Origin of the sequence: Amycolatopsis deserti, assembly GCF_014653945.1 — a bacterium.
In the GTDB taxonomy this organism is placed as follows: Bacteria; Actinomycetota; Actinomycetes; order Mycobacteriales; family Pseudonocardiaceae; genus Amycolatopsis_E; species Amycolatopsis_E deserti.
On sequence record NZ_BNAU01000012.1, the window covers coordinates 58,739 to 75,763 of the forward strand.

Annotated in this window: 17 protein-coding genes and 1 pseudogene; 8 read left to right on the forward strand and 10 right to left on the reverse strand. The window is 70.2% G+C overall.

Annotated features, from left to right (window positions below):
• Nucleotides 1-188: 188 nt before the first annotated feature.
• Together IE290_RS35035 and IE290_RS35040 are read right to left on the reverse strand one after the other, a co-directional pair.
• Nucleotides 189-2,351 carry a 3-hydroxyacyl-CoA dehydrogenase NAD-binding domain-containing protein gene (locus tag IE290_RS35035; protein ID WP_308431412.1) on the reverse strand — a complete coding sequence of 721 codons (2,163 nt, stop codon included), beginning with the start codon at nucleotides 2,349-2,351 and terminating at the stop codon, nucleotides 189-191.
• A 2-nt stretch (nucleotides 2,352-2,353) separates the two neighbouring features.
• Nucleotides 2,354-3,565, reverse strand: a complete 1,212-nt coding sequence (locus tag IE290_RS35040) for an acetyl-CoA C-acetyltransferase (protein WP_191249034.1) — start codon at nucleotides 3,563-3,565, stop codon at nucleotides 2,354-2,356.
• A 127-nt stretch (nucleotides 3,566-3,692) separates the two neighbouring features.
• Here IE290_RS35040 and IE290_RS35045 point away from each other — a divergent pair, with 127 nt between their 5' ends.
• The 4 genes from IE290_RS35045 to IE290_RS35060 all read left to right on the forward strand — a co-directional run bounded on the left by IE290_RS35045 (nucleotide 3,693) and on the right by IE290_RS35060 (nucleotide 8,168).
• Nucleotides 3,693-4,868, forward strand: a complete 1,176-nt coding sequence (locus IE290_RS35045) for a TetR/AcrR family transcriptional regulator (protein WP_191249035.1) — start codon at nucleotides 3,693-3,695, stop codon at nucleotides 4,866-4,868.
• A 66-nt stretch (nucleotides 4,869-4,934) separates the two neighbouring features.
• Nucleotides 4,935-5,453 (forward strand): hypothetical protein, encoded by a 519-nt coding sequence (locus IE290_RS35050; protein WP_229874899.1) that lies wholly within the window; start codon nucleotides 4,935-4,937, stop codon nucleotides 5,451-5,453.
• A gap of 188 nt (nucleotides 5,454-5,641) precedes the next feature.
• Nucleotides 5,642-6,940 carry an acyl-CoA dehydrogenase family protein gene (locus IE290_RS35055; protein WP_191249156.1) on the forward strand — a complete coding sequence of 433 codons (1,299 nt, stop codon included), beginning with the start codon at nucleotides 5,642-5,644 and terminating at the stop codon, nucleotides 6,938-6,940.
• Nucleotides 6,941-6,959: 19 nt separating this feature from the next.
• A complete protein-coding gene (locus IE290_RS35060; RefSeq protein ID WP_191249037.1) occupies nucleotides 6,960-8,168 on the forward strand; it encodes an acyl-CoA dehydrogenase family protein in 1,209 nt (402 codons plus the stop codon).
• 55 nt (nucleotides 8,169-8,223) lie between these two features.
• Here IE290_RS35060 and IE290_RS35065 read toward each other — a convergent pair whose 3' ends face one another.
• Nucleotides 8,224-8,400, reverse strand: a complete 177-nt coding sequence (locus IE290_RS35065; RefSeq protein WP_191249167.1) for a hypothetical protein — start codon at nucleotides 8,398-8,400, stop codon at nucleotides 8,224-8,226.
• Between the two features lie 59 nt (nucleotides 8,401-8,459).
• Complete coding sequence (locus tag IE290_RS35070) at nucleotides 8,460-8,756, reverse strand: hypothetical protein (protein ID WP_191249038.1); 297 nt, start codon at nucleotides 8,754-8,756, stop codon at nucleotides 8,460-8,462.
• A 513-nt stretch (nucleotides 8,757-9,269) separates the two neighbouring features.
• Between IE290_RS35070 and IE290_RS35075 the strand changes: the two genes are divergently transcribed.
• Nucleotides 9,270-10,250 (forward strand): leucine-rich repeat domain-containing protein, encoded by a 981-nt coding sequence (locus IE290_RS35075; protein ID WP_191249039.1) that lies wholly within the window; start codon nucleotides 9,270-9,272, stop codon nucleotides 10,248-10,250.
• A gap of 86 nt (nucleotides 10,251-10,336) precedes the next feature.
• Nucleotides 10,337-11,716: an FAD-binding oxidoreductase gene (locus IE290_RS35080; RefSeq protein ID WP_191249040.1), complete on the forward strand. Its 1,380-nt coding sequence runs from the start codon at nucleotides 10,337-10,339 to the stop codon at nucleotides 11,714-11,716.
• Nucleotides 11,717-11,731: 15 nt separating this feature from the next.
• Here the strand turns inward: IE290_RS35080 and IE290_RS35085 are convergent.
• The 3 genes and pseudogenes from IE290_RS35085 to IE290_RS35095 form a co-directional block, all read right to left on the reverse strand.
• Nucleotides 11,732-12,228, reverse strand: a pseudogene (locus IE290_RS35085) (transposase).
• Nucleotides 12,229-12,316: 88 nt separating this feature from the next.
• The gene (locus IE290_RS35090; RefSeq protein ID WP_229874900.1) at nucleotides 12,317-13,195 is read right to left on the reverse strand and encodes an alpha/beta fold hydrolase; all 879 of its coding nucleotides are present in this window, start codon (nucleotides 13,193-13,195) and stop codon (nucleotides 12,317-12,319) included.
• Nucleotides 13,192-13,764: a TetR/AcrR family transcriptional regulator gene (locus IE290_RS35095; RefSeq protein ID WP_191249041.1), complete on the reverse strand. Its 573-nt coding sequence runs from the start codon at nucleotides 13,762-13,764 to the stop codon at nucleotides 13,192-13,194. Before IE290_RS35095 ends, IE290_RS35090 begins: the two co-directional genes overlap by 4 nt.
• A gap of 86 nt (nucleotides 13,765-13,850) precedes the next feature.
• Here IE290_RS35095 and IE290_RS35100 point away from each other — a divergent pair, with 86 nt between their 5' ends.
• Nucleotides 13,851-14,132, forward strand: coding sequence for an ArsR/SmtB family transcription factor (locus IE290_RS35100; RefSeq protein WP_167111552.1), 282 nt, complete (start codon nucleotides 13,851-13,853; stop codon nucleotides 14,130-14,132).
• Nucleotides 14,129-14,518: a VOC family protein gene (locus IE290_RS35105; protein WP_191249042.1), complete on the forward strand. Its 390-nt coding sequence runs from the start codon at nucleotides 14,129-14,131 to the stop codon at nucleotides 14,516-14,518. The genes IE290_RS35100 and IE290_RS35105 overlap by 4 nt, the downstream gene beginning before the upstream one ends.
• Here IE290_RS35105 and IE290_RS35110 read toward each other — a convergent pair.
• From IE290_RS35110 to IE290_RS35120, 3 genes are read right to left on the reverse strand one after another with little or no spacing between them, the layout of a single operon-like run.
• Nucleotides 14,515-15,555, reverse strand: a complete 1,041-nt coding sequence (locus IE290_RS35110; protein WP_191249043.1) for an alpha/beta fold hydrolase — start codon at nucleotides 15,553-15,555, stop codon at nucleotides 14,515-14,517. The genes IE290_RS35105 and IE290_RS35110 overlap by 4 nt on opposite strands.
• A gap of 53 nt (nucleotides 15,556-15,608) precedes the next feature.
• A complete protein-coding gene (locus tag IE290_RS35115; protein WP_373300627.1) occupies nucleotides 15,609-16,442 on the reverse strand; it encodes an SDR family oxidoreductase in 834 nt (277 codons plus the stop codon).
• A 33-nt stretch (nucleotides 16,443-16,475) separates the two neighbouring features.
• A complete protein-coding gene (locus tag IE290_RS35120) occupies nucleotides 16,476-16,970 on the reverse strand; it encodes a GNAT family N-acetyltransferase (RefSeq protein ID WP_191249045.1) in 495 nt (164 codons plus the stop codon).
• Between the last annotated feature and the right edge of the window lie 55 nt (nucleotides 16,971-17,025).

The following is a 17,025-nucleotide window of genomic DNA, read 5'->3' on the forward strand; positions in this document are numbered from 1 at the left end:
AGCAGGCGTGTCAAGGCGGGAAAGAGTACCTTGACACGCCTGATCGGCGACCAAAAGCAGGCTGTGGATCGGGGGCGGGGGAGGTCTGGTTGGGGTAGTCGCTTGCTTTTCGTTGCCGGCTTGCGGTTTGTTGCAAAGAAGAAGGCGCCCTTCCCGAGCTGTCGGGAAGGGCGCCTTTTCTGTTCTTGTTATTCGAACTTCTCGCCCGCTTCGGCCTTCTTCACCAGCGACTCCGGCGGCTGGAAGTGCTCACCGTACTTCTCCGCCAGCTCGCGCGCACGCGCCACGAAACCGGGCAGGCCACCCTCGTACTGGTTGATGTACTGGATGACACCACCGGTCCACGCCGGGAACCCGATGCCGAAGATGGAACCGATGTTGGCGTCCTGCACCGACAGCAGCACGCCCTCGTCGAAGCAGCGGACCGTTTCCAGCGCCTCGGCGAACAGCATGCGCTCCTGCAGGTCCTTGAACGGCACGTTGCCGCTGCCGGACTTGAACGCCTCCCGCAGGCCGGGCCACAAGCCGACGCGCTTGCCGTTCTCGTCGTAGTCGTAGAAGCCCGCGCCGCTGGACCGGCCCTTGCGGTCGAACTCGTCGATCATCCGGTCGATGACCGCTTCCGAGGCGTGGCCCTGCCAGGTGCCGCCGGCCGCCTCGATCGCGGCCTTCGTCTCCTCGCGGATCTTCCGAGGCAGGGTCAGCGTCAGCTCGTCCATCAGCTGCAGCGGCGGCGCCGGGTAGCCGGCCTGCGCACCGGCCTGCTCGATCGACGCGGGCTCGACACCCTCGCCGAGCGCGGCGACCGCCTCGTTGATGAACGTGCCGATCACCCGGCTGGTGAAGAAGCCGCGGCTGTCGTTGACCACGATCGGCGTCTTCTTGATCTGCAACGTGTAGTCGAAGACCTTCGCCAGCGTGGCGTCCGAGGTCTTCTCCCCGCGGATGATCTCCACCAGCGGCATCTTGTCCACCGGCGAGAAGAAGTGGATGCCGATGAAGTCCTCCTGCCGCCGCACGCCCTGCGCGAGGCCGGTGATGGGCAGCGTGGAGGTGTTCGAGCCGAGCACGGCGTCCGGGTTGACGATGTTCTCGATCTCACCGAAGACCTTGTGCTTGAGCTCCTGGCTCTCGAACACGGCCTCGATCACGAAGTCCACCCCGGCGAAGTCCGCCGGGTCGGCCGTCGGCTTGATGCGCGCCAGCAGCGCGTCCGACTTCTCCTTCGTGGTCTTGCCGCGGGACAGCGCCTTCTCTTCGAGCTTGACCGCGTAGCCCTTGCCCTTCTCGGCCGCCTCCAGCGAGACGTCCTTGAGCACGACCTCGATGCCGGCCTTCGCAGACACGTAGGCGATCGCCGCGCCCATCATGCCCGCGCCGAGCACGCCGACCTTGCGCGCCTGGTACTTCTCGTACCCGTCCGGCCGCGAGCCGCCGGAGTTGATGTGCTGCAGGTCGAAGAAGAACGCCTTCGTCATGTTCTTCGCGACCTGGCCGGTGACCAGGCTGACGAAGTAGCGGGTCTCGATCTGCGTCGCGGTCTCGACGTCGACCTGCGCACCCTCGACCGCGGCGGCCAGGATGGCGCGCGGGGCGGGCATCGGGGCGCCCTTGAGCTGCTTGCGCAGGTTGGCCGGGAACGCGGGCAGGTTCGCCGCGAACTTCGGGTTCGACGGGGAGCCGCCGGGCATCTTGTAGCCCTTGACGTCCCACGGCTGCTGCGCCTCGGGGTTGGCCTTGATCCACTCCTTGGCCTTGGGCAGCAGCTCGTCCACACTGGACACGACCTCGTGCACGAGACCGAGTTCCAGCGCCTTGGCCGGCTTGTGCCGCTGGCCCTGCACCAGCACGTTCAGCACGGCGCTCTGGATGCCGAGCAGCCGCACGGTGCGCACGATGCCGCCACCGCCGGGCAGCAGGCCCAGGGTGACCTCGGGCAGGCCGACGACCGTGCCCGGCACGTCCGCGACGATCCGGTGGTGCGTGGCCAGCGCGATCTCGAGGCCACCGCCGAGCGCGGCGCCGTTGATGGCGGCCACGACCGGCTTGCCGAGGGTCTCCAGCTTGCGCAGCTGGGCCTTCATGGCGTTGGTGCTCTCGGTGATCTCGGCCGCGTGCTCCGGCGTGGCCTGGATCAGGTCACGCAGGTCACCGCCCGCGAAGAAGGTCTTCTTGGCCGAGGTGATCACCACACCGGTGATCGAGTCCTTTTCGGACTCCAGTCGCTCGACCGTGTTCTTGAAGGACTCGCGGAAGTCGGCGTTCATCGTGTTGGCCGACTGGTTGGGGTCGTCCAGGGTGAGCACGACGATGCCGTCGGAATCCTGGTCCCAGCGAATAGTGTTGGTCATGATCACACCCGCTCGATGATCGTCGCGATACCCATTCCGCCGCCGATGCACAGCGACAGCAGCGCGCGCCGCGCCTGGCGCCGCTCCAGCTCGTCGACCATGGTGCCGAGGATCATCGCACCGGTCGCGCCGAGCGGGTGGCCCATCGCGATCGCCCCGCCGTTGACGTTGACCTTCTCGTCCGGCAGCTTCAGGTCCTTCATCCACTTGAGCACGACGGAGGCGAACGCCTCGTTCAGCTCGAACAGGTCGATGTCGTCGGTGGTCATCCCGGCGATGTCGAGGACCTTCTTGGTGGCCGGCGTCGGGCCGGTCAGCATGATCGTCGGGTCGGACCCGGTGATCGCGGCCGCCACGATGCGGGCGCGCGGGGTCAGGCCCAGGTCCTTGCCGACCTGCTCGTTGCCGATCAGCACCAGCGCGGCGCCGTCGACGATGCCCGAGGAGTTGCCGCCGGTGTGGACGTGGTTGATCTTCTCGACCGAGTGGTACTTCTGCAGCGCCACCGCGTCGAAGCCGCCGAACTCGCCGATCGTCTCGAACGCCGGCTTGAGCTTGGCCAGGCTCTCCAGCGTGGTGCCGGGGCGGCGGTGCTCGTCGTAGTCGAGGATCGTGACGCCGTTGATGTCCTTGACCGGCACCACCGACTTGGCGAAGTAGCCGCCGGACCAGGCCGCCTCGGCCTTCTCCTGCGAGCGCACCGCGAAGGCGTCGACGTCCTCGCGGCTGAAGCCCTCGATGGTGGCGATCAGGTCCGCTCCGATGCCCTGCGGTACGAAGTACGTGTCGTAGTTCGTGGCCGGGTCGGTGAACATCGGGCCGCCGTCGGAGCCCATCGGCACGCGCGACATCGACTCGACGCCGCCGGCGATGATCAAGTTCTCCCAGCCGGAGCGCACCCGGGCGGCGGCCTGGTTGACGGCCTCCAGACCCGAGGAGCAGAAGCGGTTGAGCTGGACACCGGCGACGGTGTCGGGCAGGCCGGCGGCCATCGCCGCGGCGCGCGCGATGTCGGCGCCCTGGTCGCCGACCGGCGAGACGACGCCGAGGATGATGTCGTTGATCGCGGCCGGGTCCAGGCCCGGGTGCCGCGCCTGGAGTTCGTGAATCAGTCCGGTCACGAGGTCGATCGGCTTCACCCCGTGCAGGGATCCACCCTTGTTCTTGCCACGGGGCGTCCGGATCGCCTCGTAGATGTATGCCTCGTTGCTCACACCGACGGTCCTTCCTGCTTACTGCATCCGTCTGGGTCTGACGCTAATTGCCACTAACATACTCCGGCTGAATCCCCTGGTGTCAACCATTTGCAGGGGGTCTCACTCCGGCTAGAGTGGGATCACCATGTCGAGTACGTCCCGTCGCCCCGACCGCAAGGCCCAGCTGGCCGGCCTGGCCGCCGAGCTGTTCCGCGCCCGCGGCTACCACGGCGTGGGCATCAACGACATCGCGGCGGCGGCCGGTATCACCGGCCCGGCCGTGTACCGGCACTTCGCGGACAAGCAAGCGATCCTGGCGTACGTGCTGCTCGACGGGGTGCGGGAGATGGAGGACGCGACCGCGGCCGCGTTGTCGAGCCTGCGCCGGCCGGACGGTGCGCAGGTGGAGCGGCTGCTGCGGGGCATCGCGGAGTCGTCGGTGGAGCGGCGGGACGTGGCGGCGCTGTGGCGCTGGGAGGGTCGGCACCTCTCGCCGGAGGACCAGCGCGAGATCGGCCGCCGGTCGGCGGCGTTGCTCACGTCGTGGGCGAAGGAGCTCATGAACCTGCGCTCCGACCTGGGGCCGGAGGACGCGGAGCTGCTGTGCTGGGCGGCGCTGAGCGTGTTCGGCAGCGTTTCGGTGCACCGGACGTCGGTGGCGCGGAAGCGGTTCGCCGAGCTGCTGGCGGAGCTGGCGCGGCGGGTGCTGCACGTGCGGCTGCCGTCGGACGTCGCCGAGGACGAGCCGGCGCCGGTGGGCGTCGGGGTGCCGTCCCGGCGGGAGCAGATCCTGTCGGCGGCGGCGGAGTTGTTCCAGCGGCGGGGCTTCCACGCGGTGAGCATGGAGGACATCGGCGCGGCGGCCGGCATCGCGGGCCCGAGCGTGTACCGGCACTTTTCGAGCAAGGCGGCACTGCTGGGGGCGATCGCGCGCCGGGCGGCGGACCGGTTGCTGCTGGACGCCGAGCGGGTTCGCTTGAGCAGTGCGGACGAGACGGAGGCGCTGCGCGGGCTGATCGAGTCGTACGTGCGGGTGCTGACCGGTTCGGCGGAGCTGGCGGTGTCGTTCTCGGCCGACGCGGTGAACTACGCGGAGGACGAGGGCCCCGAACTGCTGCGCATCCAGCGGGACTACGTGGCGCAGTGGGTCAGCCTGCTGGGCGCCGCGCAGCCGTCGCTGAACCCGCGCGAAGCGAAGATCACGGTGCACGCGGCCCTGACGATCGCGAACGACCTGTCCCGCACCCGGCGGATCAACCAGCGCCCGGGCCTGGCGGCCGAGCTGCGAGTCCTGATGGCGGCGGTGCTGGACCTGGGCTAGGTCGGCATTGGCCGAATCCTGCCATTTCGCCCTGCTCGCGCGGGTTACGCCGCTACCGTGATCCACGTGAAGCGCGCCCTCCTGTTCCTCCTCCTTCCGCTGGCCGCGTGCAGCGGCGACGGCGACGGCAAGCCCCCCGAAATCCCGGCACCGGCCACCACCTCCGCGCAACCGCCGGCGCTCACCGCCGCCGATGGGCGTGACTACGGCGCCTGCCTGGACGGCAACTGCGAGGTCCTGGTGAGCGATCCCGTCGACATCGCGCTCACCGGGCAGGGCGGAGTCGACCGGATCTCCGTCCGCGCCGTCACCGCCGAGGGCATCGAGTTCTCCACCGGCGACGGCAGCGGCAGCCTCACCCCCGGCTGCGTCTCCACCATCTACGAGAACGGCAGCGGCTCGAGGTGCAGCAGCGGCGAACCGGAGAAACCGAAGCCGGTCGACGGGGTTCTCGCGATGCAGGTCGTCGACGTGCGGGACGGCACCGCTGTGCTCCGGCTCGTCTCCGGTGCCGTCGGTCCGCCGCCCAGCTCGCTCCGGCCGCCGATGCCCCCGATGCCCGTCATCCCGACCTGGCACCCCTGACACGCGACGTCTCGAGGGCCGCCCGCCGCCGCCCGGATCCCGCGAAGGCGCCCACCGCGCCCAGGCCCTAACACCGGGCGGCTGGCGTTCACCGACCCCGGTGCGCTAACCTACTCGCGAGTAGGTAACGGCGATGGGAGTGCGACGTGGCAGCGCTCAGGGAGAACAGCGGCCGGAAGCGGGACGTGATGGGCCTCGGCCTGGCCGCCCTCTCCCGGCTCGCGGGCAGCAGGACGCTGGAACGCAGCGGGCTGCGCGAACCGGTTCAGAACCTGGTTTCGGCGGCGACGAGGAGCGGTTTCAAGGTCGCCGGCGCGGCCAGCCGGACGTTCTCCTCGTCGCGCAAGCGGGGCGGTGACGCGACCCGCCCGGCGCCGGCCGAGGACAAGGGCCTGTTCGACCTCACGCCGTCCGAAGACCAGCAGATGATCGTCGAGACGGTGAGCGAGTTCGCGGCCGAGCAGCTGCGCCCCGCGGCCGCCGAGGCGGACGAGAAGCTCAGCCCGCCGGACGGCCTGCTGACCAGGGCGGCCGAGCTGGGCGTGACGCTCATCGGCATCCCCGAGGAGCTGGGCGGCGCCGGCGCGGAACGCTCGGTCGTCACCAACGCGCTGGTCGCCGAGGCACTCGCCCACGGCGACCTCGGCCTGGCCGTCGCGGTGCTCGCGCCGTCCGCGGTCAGCAACGCGCTCGTCCTGTGGGGCGACGCACAGCAGCAGGCCGACTACCTGCCGGAGTTCGTCGGCGAGAACGTGCCGGCCGCGGCGCTGGCCCTGCTGGAGGCCAAGCCGCTGTTCGACCCGTTCAAGCCCGCCACCAAGGCCCGCCGCACCCCCGGCGGCTACCAGCTGGACGGCGTGAAGTCCCTGGTCCCGCGCGCGGCGCAGGCCGAGCTGTTCATCGTGTCCGCCGACCTCGAGGGGCGCGGACCAGCGCTGTTCCTCGTCGAGTCGTCGACCGCGGGCGTGTCGATCGAGGCCGAGCCGGCGATGGGCCTGCGCGGCGCGGCGACCGGGAAGCTGCACCTGGAGAAGGTGTCGCTGCCCGCGGGCGCGCTGCTCGGCGGCGGCTCGCCGGAGGTGTTCACCGAAGCCGTGCGGCTGTCCCGCCTGGGCTGGGCCGCGCTGGCGACCGGCACCGCGAAGGCCGTCCTGGACTACGTGATCCCGTACGTGAACGAGCGCACGGCGTTCGGCGAGCCGATCAGCCACCGCCAGGCGGTCGCGTTCTCGGTCGCGGACATCGCGATCGAACTGGAGGGTATGCGCCTGGTCATGCTGCGTGCCGCGGCGCGGGCCGAGCAGGGCAAGCCGTTCGCCCGCGAGGTCGCGCTGGCCCGCAAGCTCGCCGCGGACAAGGGCATGCGCATCGGCAGCGCCGGTGTGCAGCTGCTGGGCGGGCACGGGTTCGTGAAGGAGCACCCGGTCGAGCGGTGGTACCGCGACCTGCGTGCGATCGGTGTGCTCGAGGGCGTCGTCCTCCTCTGACAAGCCTGGGAAGGTCATCATGATCAATCTGGAAACCCCGAAGAAGGCCCGGGCGCTGATCAACCAGGCGTACCAGGCGGCGTCGGAAGTGCTGCGGCCGATCTCGCGCAAGTACGACCGCGCCGAGCACGAGTACCCGGTCGAGCTGGACATGTTCGCTGCGGTGCTGGACGGGCTGAACTCCTCCGGTGAGGGTGGCGCGGGCGCGGCGGGCGTGCGGCGCGACGAGAAGGAGAAGGCGACCGGGAACCGCAACGGCGGCAACCTGGCGACGGTGCTCGGCACGATCGAGATGTGCTGGGGCGACGTCGGTCTGCTGCTGTCGATGCCGCGGCAGGGCCTGGGCAACGCCGCGATCGCGTCGGTGGCGAACGACGAACAGCTGAAGCGGTTCGCGAAGACGTGGGCCGCGATGGCGATCACCGAACCGGGCACCGGTTCGGACTCGGCGAACATCACCACGACCGCCACCGAGGACGGCGACAGCTACATCCTCAACGGCGAGAAGATCTTCGTGACGTCGGGCGACCGCGCGGACGCCGTGGTCGTGTGGGCCACTTTGGACAAGTCGCTCGGCCGCGCGGCGATCAAGTCGTTCGTGGTGGAGAAGGGCACGCCGGGCTTCGAGGTCGTGCGGCTGGAGCACAAGCTCGGGATCCGTGCCTCCGACACGGCGGTGCTGCGGTTCGACAACTGCCGCGTGCCGAAGGAGAACCTGCTCGGTTCGCCGGAGATCAACACGTCCAAGGGGTTCGCGGGGGTCATGCAGACCTTCGACAACACGCGCCCCCTGGTCGCGGCGATGGCGGTCGGCCTGGCGCGGGCCGCGCTGGAGGAGACGGCGAAGATCCTGGCCGAGGCGGGTGTCGTGGTGGACTACGATCGCCCCGCGCACCACCAGCACGCCGCGGCGGCCGCGTACCTGGAACTGGAAGCCGACTACGAGGCGGCGTACCTGCTGACGCTGGAGTCGGCGTGGATGGCCGACAACCGCAAGCCGAACTCGCTGCAGGCCTCCATGGCGAAGGCGAAGGCCGGCCGGTCCGTCGTGGACATCACGCTGAAGTGCGTCGAGCTGATCGGCACGCTCGGCTACACGGAGGAAATGCTGCTCGAGAAGTGGGCCCGGGATTCGAAGATCCTGGACATTTTTGAAGGCACGCAGCAGATCCAGCAGCTGATCGTGGCGCGGCGGCTGCTGGGGAAGACGTCGGCGGAGCTGAAGTAGCTTGTGAGACAAGGGAAACCGCCCGGCTCGTGTGGTGCTGCGAGCCGGGCGGTTCTCATTTGCCCGGATGACGGGACGGGCGGTTTTCAAGATCAGGCCGCCTGCAGGCCGTCATCCGGGGGGTGTACGTCCGGAGCGTGAAGCCCGGATCGGCGCGGCCGAGGTAGTCCGCCAGCTCCTTGATCGACACCCCCTGCCGCTCCGCTTCGGCCGGCGGCCAGGGCTCGGACATGCGACACCATCCATGAGCGGCTCGACGTGATATGCCCGAGGCGCCGCAGTTGGCCCTCATCACAGTTCGGTCGCTACCTGTTCAGCCCCTGGTCCACCGTAACGCCGCACCACCGTGGTCCCCGCTGGCAACTCGGCATCGCGCAGGACCGGCCGGACGATCTCGTGCAAGCGGTCAGCATCAGGCCCGTACATGTAGAACGTGACGCTGCCGTCCTGGAGATTCACCTCGTGGCCATCGAGCTCGCCTACGCCAGCGGCATTGATCGCTTTGAAGAGCGGCGCTTCAATCGAATCCCAGTCCACTGAGAGCCCGGCCGCGGACGGGATGCGCACCAAAACAGCATGTTCAGCCACCAGCAGGACAATACTTGATCCGGCAGACCCATGACCGGCACCGCCCAGCCTGGCGGGGTGGACCCGCGCCGCGAGGAGATCACCTCAGCGGAGCCGTCTGCGAGGGCCGCGCGCAGCAAGAGCCGCAGGTCAGAGCCCTTTTCCTGGTCTCCGGCTACGGTTCCCAAGCTGAGAACCGAGCGTCACGTCGTCTCCAGGCCGTCCGACGCCGGGCAGGGGTGAGAAAGCCCGAGAAACGTCGAGAGTCATCAGCGCAGGTCAAGCGCTCTTACCGACGATCAGTCGCAGGTGGACCGGAACCCACCGCAGGATCCTGGACATTTTTGAACGCACGCAGCAGATCCAGCAGCTCATCGTCGCGCGGCGGCTGCTGGGGAAGACGTCGGCGGAGCTGGAGTAGACCGGTGAGGTGAACCCGCCCGGCTCCCGGTTGCGCGAGGTTGAGATCGCGCAACCGGGATTCCGCGCCGCGGCGGGCGATCTGCTCCCGTCAGGAGCGGTTAGGCTTTCCGCGTGCGACCAGCGACGGTGAAGCTCCGGCCGGACACCGATCCCGCCACCATCGAACCGCGCCTCGCCGGGTCGGGGGCCGAGCGGCTCCTCATCGACGCGCCCTTGCCCGCACCCGTCCTCGCCGCCGCGGCGGAGGCGATCGCCGCGCATCCGGGCGTCGCGCTCCACCTGCTGGGCGAGGCCGATCCCGCGCAGCTGCGCCATTTCCGCCACGTGCGCGAACTCGCCCTCGACCTGCCGCACGCCACCGCCTTCGACGTGCTCGCCGAGTTCACCGAACTCCGCGACCTCCGGCTCGGCCGCACCGACTCCACCAAACCGTCCCTCGCCTTCCTCGGCGGCCTGACGAACCTGCGCACGCTCTCCCTCGACGGGCACGGCAGGGACTTCGAGGCCATCGCCGGGGCCTCCTCCCTGCGCCACCTCGCACTGCGCTCCCCGCGCATGAAGACCCTCGAGCCCCTGCGCGGCCACCCCGCGCTCGAGACCTTCGCCATGGACTTCGGCGGCATCCGGGACCTGACCCCACTCGCCGGCATTCCGACGCTGCGGGGGCTCGCCCTGTTCCAGATCCGCGGACTAGAAAACCTCGGCGCTCTGGCCGACTGCGTCAACCTCGAAGCCGTCTCCCTCGGGGCGCTCAAGCACGTCCCCGGCCTCCAGCCACTCGCCGGGCATCCCGCCCTGCGGTTCCTGATCCTCGAACTCCTCCGCGGCCTGGACACCCTCGCCCCGCTCGCGACGTGCGAACGCCTCGAACAGCTCGCCCTCTTCGACTCGCGCCCGGCCGACCGGCGGCTCGACTTCCTCGTCGCGGCGCCCAGCCTTCGGCACGCCCTCATCGGCGACCCCTACCCACCCGACCAGGTCGACGCCCTGCGCGAGCGGTTGCGCACCCTCCATTACCGCGGCGAGAACCTGCGCGGCGACGGCTCCGCTCTCCGCGTCCACTGGCGCACCCCGGTCACGGACCTCCTCTGACCGTCCACAAAAGATCTTCCCGCTCGCCGTAACGCCCTCCGCCCGGGTGCGACTCTCCCTGTTATCCCGGAGGGAGGCAGTTGAAGATGACTGGGTACCTGGTCGAGCCGGCCTCGGTGGAGGATTTGCGCTCCCGCTTCGACGGGCGGATCGTCACCCCGGAAGACCACGACTTCGAAAGCGTCCGCGGCGTCTTCAACGCCATGATCACCGCCCGCCCGCAGGTCATCGCGCAGTGCGGCACCGTGCGGGACATCAAGTCGGCACTGGAGTTCGCGCGGGACAGCGGTCTGCCGGTCGCCGTGCGGGGTGGCGGGCACAGCGTCGCCGGGGCGTGTCTGGCCGACGGCGGCCTCGTCATCGACCTGCGGCGCCTCAACGCCGTCACCGTCGACCCCGGCGCGAAAACCGCGACGGCCGGCGGTGGCGCCACCTGGGGCGACTTCGACAGAGCCTGCCAGCCGCACGGCCTGGCGACCACCGGCGGCCGCGTCTCGACCACCGGCGTGGCCGGCCTGACGCTCGGCGGCGGGTCCGGCTGGATCGAGCGCAAGTTCGGCCTCGCCTGCGACAACCTGCTCGCCGTCGACCTCGTCACCGCCGACGGGCGCGAGGTCACCGCCAGCGAGCACGAGAACCCGGACCTCTTCTGGGCCCTGCACGGCGGCGGCGGCAACTTCGGCGTCGCCACCCGGCTCACCTTCCGCCTGCACGAGCTCCCCGAGTTCTCGATCGCCCTGATGCTGTGGCCCGGCGACCAGGGACGCGCGGTCGCCGGTGTCTACCGCGAACTCATGCACACCGCGCCGGACGAGGTCGGCGGCGGCCTGCTCTTCCTCACCGGCCCGCCCGAGGAGTTCGTGCCCGCACACCTCGTCGGCAAGCTCTGCTGCGGCGTGCTGGTGACCTGCGTCGGCCCGGAAACCCGGCTGCGCGAACTCATCGGCCCGCTCCTGTCCACGGCGCCGCAGGGGCAGGTCATCACCGACATCCCCTACGCCGACCTGCAGTGCATGCTCGACGACCCGCCCGGGTTCCGGAACTACTGGTCCGACGAGAACCTGCGCGAACTGCCCGACGAGGCGCTGGACCGGTTCTGCGAGCGCGCCGAGGACATGGTCGTGCCGTCACCGTCGCAGCACGCGCTGCTGCCCTGGGGCGGCGCGGTCGCCCACGGCAAGGAGTGGCCGGGGTTCGACCGCGACACCAGGTGGGCCGTGCACCCGCTGGGCCTGTGGGCCGACCCGGCCGACGACGACCGCGCCATCGCGTGGGCCCGCAACCTGCGCGCCGACATGCGGCCGTGGTCGTCCGGCGACGTCTACCTCAACTTCATCGGCGACGAGGGCGCCGACCGCGTCGTGGCCGGCTACGGGCTGGACAACTACCGGCGGCTGCAACGGATCAAGGCCGAGTACGACCCGGACAACGTCTTCAACCGCTGGCACAACATCAAGCCCGCCTAGGAAGTGTTCTGTAAGTCATCGGAGCCAGAGGATGATGGCGGCGATGGCGAGTTCGGCTTGGTAGTAGGTGGCGCGTTTGGCGTAGTGGGTAGCCAGGTTGCGGAACTGTGTGGGCCGGTTGAAGTAGCGTTCGATCACGTTGCGCCACTGGTAGGCCTCAGACTCGAAGGCGGGTGGGCGCCCGCCGCGCGAACCTCTGGCGGCGCGGCGAGGGATCTGCACCACGCTCGAATCGATCGAAATGATCCACTCGACCTCCCCAATCGAGTCGTCCTTGACGATCACCCCGTCCAGGATCTTCTGCCAGGTGCCATCCGCAGTCCACAACCGTTCATGCGCGGTCTTCCACGGCCCATACCGCTCGGGCAGGTCACGCCACGGCGCACCCGTGTGCAGCTTCCACAGAATCGCGTTGATCACCTGCCGGTGATCCCGACACCGCCGCCCCCGACACCGGCAGCAACGGCCTCAGTGCACGCCCACGCCCGATCCGTCACCTCACCCCGACCCACCACAACCCAAGATCAAACCAGCCATTACCAGCTAGATCAAACACAGGACAGGACCTAGACCACGGCTGACAATGCCGATGTCCGGTCGTCAAGCCCGCCTGGCTTCGACGAGCGCGGTGAGCGCCCTGGCGAACTGCGCGGGGCGCTCCACGGGCCCGAGGTGGCCGCCGGGGAACTCGGTCAGCGGCAGACCGAGCCCGGTCGCCAGCGCGGCCGCGGCCCGGTAGGGCAGCTGGCCCCGCGAGTCGATTCCGGCGGCGGGCGCCAGTCGCGAGCCCACCGCGGCGAGCGCGTCCAGGTCGACCTCCGTGCTGGTGAACGGGACCAGGACGTGCTCCAGGAACAGCGGCTGGAGTTCGCGGAGGTGGGCGAACAGCTCCAGCAGCTCCGGCGTCGGCGGTTCGGGGCTGGTCTCGGCGTAGCTGTCGAGCCAGTCGCCGTCGTGGCGCAGGTCCGGGGAGTCTCCGCCAGGCCCCGGCGCGGTCATCGCTTCGGTCATGAGCCGGCCCGCTTCGTCGAGGTCCCCGGCGCGCGCGGCCGCCCGGACCGCTTCTAGCGCGTCGGGGTGGCGTCCGGCGTCCGGCAGCAGGTTCAGCACCGGGGGCTCGTGGACGACCGCGAGGCGGAGACGGTCGGGGTGGCGGGTCAGCAGTTCGAGGGTGGTGATCGCGCCGGCGCTGAAGGCGAACACGACCGGCGGCTCGTCGAAGAGCGCCTCGATCAGGCCGAGGACGTCCTCGGCGTAGACCTTCGGGTGCTGGTCGCCGTCCGGGCGCGCCGAGACCAGGCGGCTGGACATCGCGACGACGCGGTAGTGGGCGGCCAGGTGCGCGGTGAGCTCGTCGAGGACGCCGGCGTGGCCGGCGCCGCCCGGCAGGAGCAGCAGTGGTGGGCCGTCGCCGCGCTCGCGGTAGTCGATGGGGATGTCGCCGAGGGTGATGCGCATCGAGTTCTCCTGTCGGGTCACGGGATCTTCGTCCAGTTGGCGAGGGTGTGGTGGAGCGTGTCGACCGCGCGGCGCCACGAGACGTCGAGGCTGTGGTCGGCGGTGAACCCGCCGGTGGCTTCCAGGTCGCTGAAGCCGTGGAACGTGCTGCGCAGCAACCGGACCGCGTCGGTGGCGTCGGGTTCGGACAGGTCGTAGCCGCGCAGCAGCGCGTAGCAGACCTCGATGATGCGGGCGACCCCCGGCGTCGCCGCGGCCCGCTCGGGCGACACGGGGTGCCGGGTCGCGGCGTAGCGGCCGGGGTGCCCCGTCGCCAGAGCGCGGTAGGTGTCGGCGAACGCGACCAGCGCGTCCCGGCGGGAGCGTCCCGCCACGGCCGCGCTCAGTGCGTCGGCCCACTCGGTGAGCGCCAGCAGCGCCACGCGTTCCTGCAGGTCGGCCAGGCCCCGGATGTGGGTGTAGAGGCTGGCGTCGCGAACGCCGAAGCGCTTGGCGAGCGCCGCCAGCGTCACGTTCTCGAAGCCGATCTCGTCGGCGAGGTCGGCGGCGGCGGACACCAGGGCGTCCGGGGTGATCCTCCCACGCGGCATTTTCCTAACCTCCCTAGGACAGGTCCTAACATACACAGGAGACTCGGGTTTGACAGGCAAGTATTCGCTTGCCTATCGTTGCGGGCGTGGGTGACGTCTTCAAAGCCCTGGCCGATCCCACGCGCCGGACGATCCTCGACGAACTGACCAACCGCGACGGGCAGACGCTGTTCGAGCTGTGCGCGCGGCTGGTGTCGATCCACGGGCTCGCTTCGTCACGGCAGGCGGTGTCGCAGCACTTGGACGTGCTCGAGTCCGCCGGACTGGTCGAGACCCGGCGCGAGGGCCGGTACAAGTTCCACTACATCAACACGAAACCGCTCGAACCGATCGTCGAGCGGTGGCTCGGGAAGCGGGGACAGACGTGAGGATCAACCTGGCGAGCGTGCTCGTCGACGACCAGGAGAAGGCGCTGCGGTTCTACACCGACGTGCTGGGTTTCGTGAAGAAGCACGACATCCCCATGGGTGATGCCCGGTGGCTGACGGTGGTGTCGCCGGAGGAACCGGAGGGCACCGAGCTGCTGCTGGAACCCAGCGGGCACCCGGCCGCGAAGCCGTTCAAGGACGCGCTCGTCGCCGACGGCATCCCGTGGACGATGTTCGCGGTGGCCGACGTGCACGCCGAGTACGAGCGGATGCGCGGCCTGGGCGTGCGGTTCACGCAGGAGCCGACCGACATGGGCACGGTGATCACCGCGGTGTTCGACGACACCTGCGGCAACCTGATCCAGATCGGGCAGATGAAGTCCTAACCGGACAGCTGCTCGCCGAGGAAGTCGTCGATGTGGCGCCACGTCGTGTCCCGGGCGCGGCGGCCGGTCAGGACACCGAGGTGCCCGCCCGGGGCCGTCTCGAAGCGCACCTCCGGCGCGTTCTCCAGCAGCGGCACCAGCCGCTCCACGGCGCGCCTCGGGGCGATCGTGTCGGCCTGCCCGGCGATCACCAGCGTCGGCACCTTCACGCCGGACAGCGAGATGATCCGCCCGTTCAGGTCCAGTCCGCCCTCGACGAGGTCGTTGGCGCGGAAGAACCGGTGGTACATCTGCCCGAACGTGCGACCGGGGTAGGCGATCATGTTGTCCATGAAGTGGTCGACCGCCTCGATCTGGGCCAGGTAGTCCCGGTCGCCGAGGTTCTGCAGGATCGCCAGCGGCTTGGTCAGCTGCTTGTTGATGCCCGTCGCCCAGAACACGCGCTCGACCACATAGGACGGTGCGCCGCCGAGCATCCGGTACAGCGGGGTGAGCAGGTAGCCGCCGGTGAGGTCCACCAGCGGCCGGAACGGTGCGACCAGCGGGATGGCGGTGAAGTCGACCGGCGAGGCCACGGTGGTGATCGACCGCACCGGCAGATCGGGCCGGTCCGCCGTGGTCAGCAGGGAGAACAGCCCGCCGAGGCACCACGCGACCAGGTGCACGCCGCGCCCGCCGGAGTCCTCGCTGACCTTGCGGATGGCGCGCGGCAGCACCTCGTCGATCCAGTGCTCGATGCCCAGCCGCCGGTCGGAGAACGCGACCGTGCCGTAGTCCACGAGGTAGGTGCGGCGGCCGCGCTCCACGAGGTGCTCGGCCACGCTGCAGCCGCGCCGCAGGTCGAAGCACAGCGCCGGGGCGGCCAGCGGCGGCACGAGCAGCACCGGATCACCCTCCGGCGACGGCGTCATCCGGTACACCGACCGGTTCGGGCCCTGGTCGACCAGCACGCGCGGCACCGGCCGCAGATCGGCCAGGCCGCCGCGCAGGACGCCGAGCGCGTTGGCCGCCATCGCGGTCACTGCGGGTACCACCATCTACCTCGAAACTCCGTTCACACCGCGGATCCTCCTGCCGGACCGACGGTACTTCAAGGTCGTCTCACCCTCGCCTCGTACTCCGCCCGCGCGCCCGCGTGCGCCTGCGTGAAGACCTTGTCCGCGCCGATCGCGCGCATGAACCACTCCGCCGCCGCGCGCGGCAGCAGCCGGCTGACCCGGCCGGTGACGTCCAGCGATTTCGGGACGAACACGTCGAACCGCGGCTTTTGGAGCGTGGCGACGATGGCCTTCGCGACGTCGTCCGGCCGCAGCGACGGGAAGAGCTTCGTCTCCGGCAACCCGTCGGCCAGGTGGGTGCGCACGACCGCGGGCATGACGCACGAGATGTCCACCCCGGACCCGCGCAGCTCCTGCCGCACCGCCTCGGACAGCCCGACGACGGCGTGCTTGGTGGCGCAGTAGGTCGCGGCGCCCGGGAACCCGGCCTTGCCCGCCATGGAGGCGACGTTGACGATGTGGCCGCGGCCGCGCGGGCGCATGCGGCGGATCGCCTCGCGGGTGCCGTGGATGACCGCGTGCAGGTTGACGTCGAGCTGCTTCGCCGTCGCGGCGTCGTCCTCGTCGGCCAGCGGCGACAGCAGCATGACGCCGGCGTTGTTGATCAGCACGTCGATCGGCCCGAGGCGGCGCTCGACCTCGTCCAGGAACTCGGTGAACCCGCGGTGGTCGGTGACGTCCAGCGGCAGGGCGATCGTGTCGCCGCCCAGCTCACCCGCGGTCTTCTCGGCGAGGACCGGGTCGAGATCGCCGATCGCGACCCTCGCGCCCAGCCGCACCAGGGCGGCGGCCGTGGTGGCGCCGATCCCCTGCGCGCCCCCGGTGATCACGATGACCTTGCCGTGCAACGTTGCCATGGCGGACATACTGCCCGGTAACTGACATTCGCGCCAGAGGTGTCACACTCGCTGTTCGAAGATCTGGACCCACACGTCGTCCCGCACCCGCACCCGCTCGGTCGGCGTGAACCCCTGGCTCTCGTAGTAGCGGACGAGCTTGCCGTCGCCCCCGGCCCAGCAGTCCACGCGCAGCAGGCCGATGCCGCGGGCGCGGGCGTCCTGGCGGGCGAACTCCAGCAGCCGGCCGCCGACGCCGCGGTGCTCGCGGGAGGCCAGCAGCAGCGTCACGTACACCTCGGGCTCGTCGACCGGCGGCGTGTACGGCAGGGGGTGGTCGAGGATCAGGGCGCCGACCGGGGCACCGTCCGAAGTGGCCAGGAACGGGCGGCCCTCGCGCAGCATCGTGCGGACGCGCTCGACCTTCGCCGGATCCGCCGACCACGGTTCGGTGCCCCACTGCTCGGCACTCCCCCGGGCGACGAGCCATTCGACGGCCGCGTCGAACAACGCCAGGACGGCGGTGAGGTCGTGCTCGCCGGACTCGCGGATCTCCACCACGACATCGTAAGAACGAGCGAGCCGCAGCAGCACCAACCCAGCGACCCCCCAC

Bases quoted from the DNA above. Each gene is read 5' to 3' on its own strand.
- IE290_RS35080 (WP_191249040.1), top strand. From the start codon at position 10,337: ATGACTGGGTACCTGGTCGAGCCGGCCTCGGTGGAGGATTTGCGCTCC.
- IE290_RS35110 (WP_191249043.1), bottom strand. From the start codon at position 15,555: ATGGTGGTACCCGCAGTGACCGCGATGGCGGCCAACGCGCTCGGCGTC.
- IE290_RS35055 (WP_191249156.1), top strand. From the start codon at position 5,642: ATGGGCCTCGGCCTGGCCGCCCTCTCCCGGCTCGCGGGCAGCAGGACG.
- IE290_RS35045 (WP_191249035.1), top strand. From the start codon at position 3,693: ATGTCGAGTACGTCCCGTCGCCCCGACCGCAAGGCCCAGCTGGCCGGC.
- IE290_RS35115 (WP_373300627.1), bottom strand. From the start codon at position 16,442: ATGTCCGCCATGGCAACGTTGCACGGCAAGGTCATCGTGATCACCGGG.
- IE290_RS35065 (WP_191249167.1), bottom strand. From the start codon at position 8,400: ATGTCCGAGCCCTGGCCGCCGGCCGAAGCGGAGCGGCAGGGGGTGTCG.
- IE290_RS35035 (WP_308431412.1), bottom strand. From the start codon at position 2,351: ATGACCAACACTATTCGCTGGGACCAGGATTCCGACGGCATCGTCGTG.
- IE290_RS35060 (WP_191249037.1), top strand. From the start codon at position 6,960: ATGATCAATCTGGAAACCCCGAAGAAGGCCCGGGCGCTGATCAACCAG.
- IE290_RS35095 (WP_191249041.1), bottom strand. From the start codon at position 13,764: ATGCCGCGTGGGAGGATCACCCCGGACGCCCTGGTGTCCGCCGCCGCC.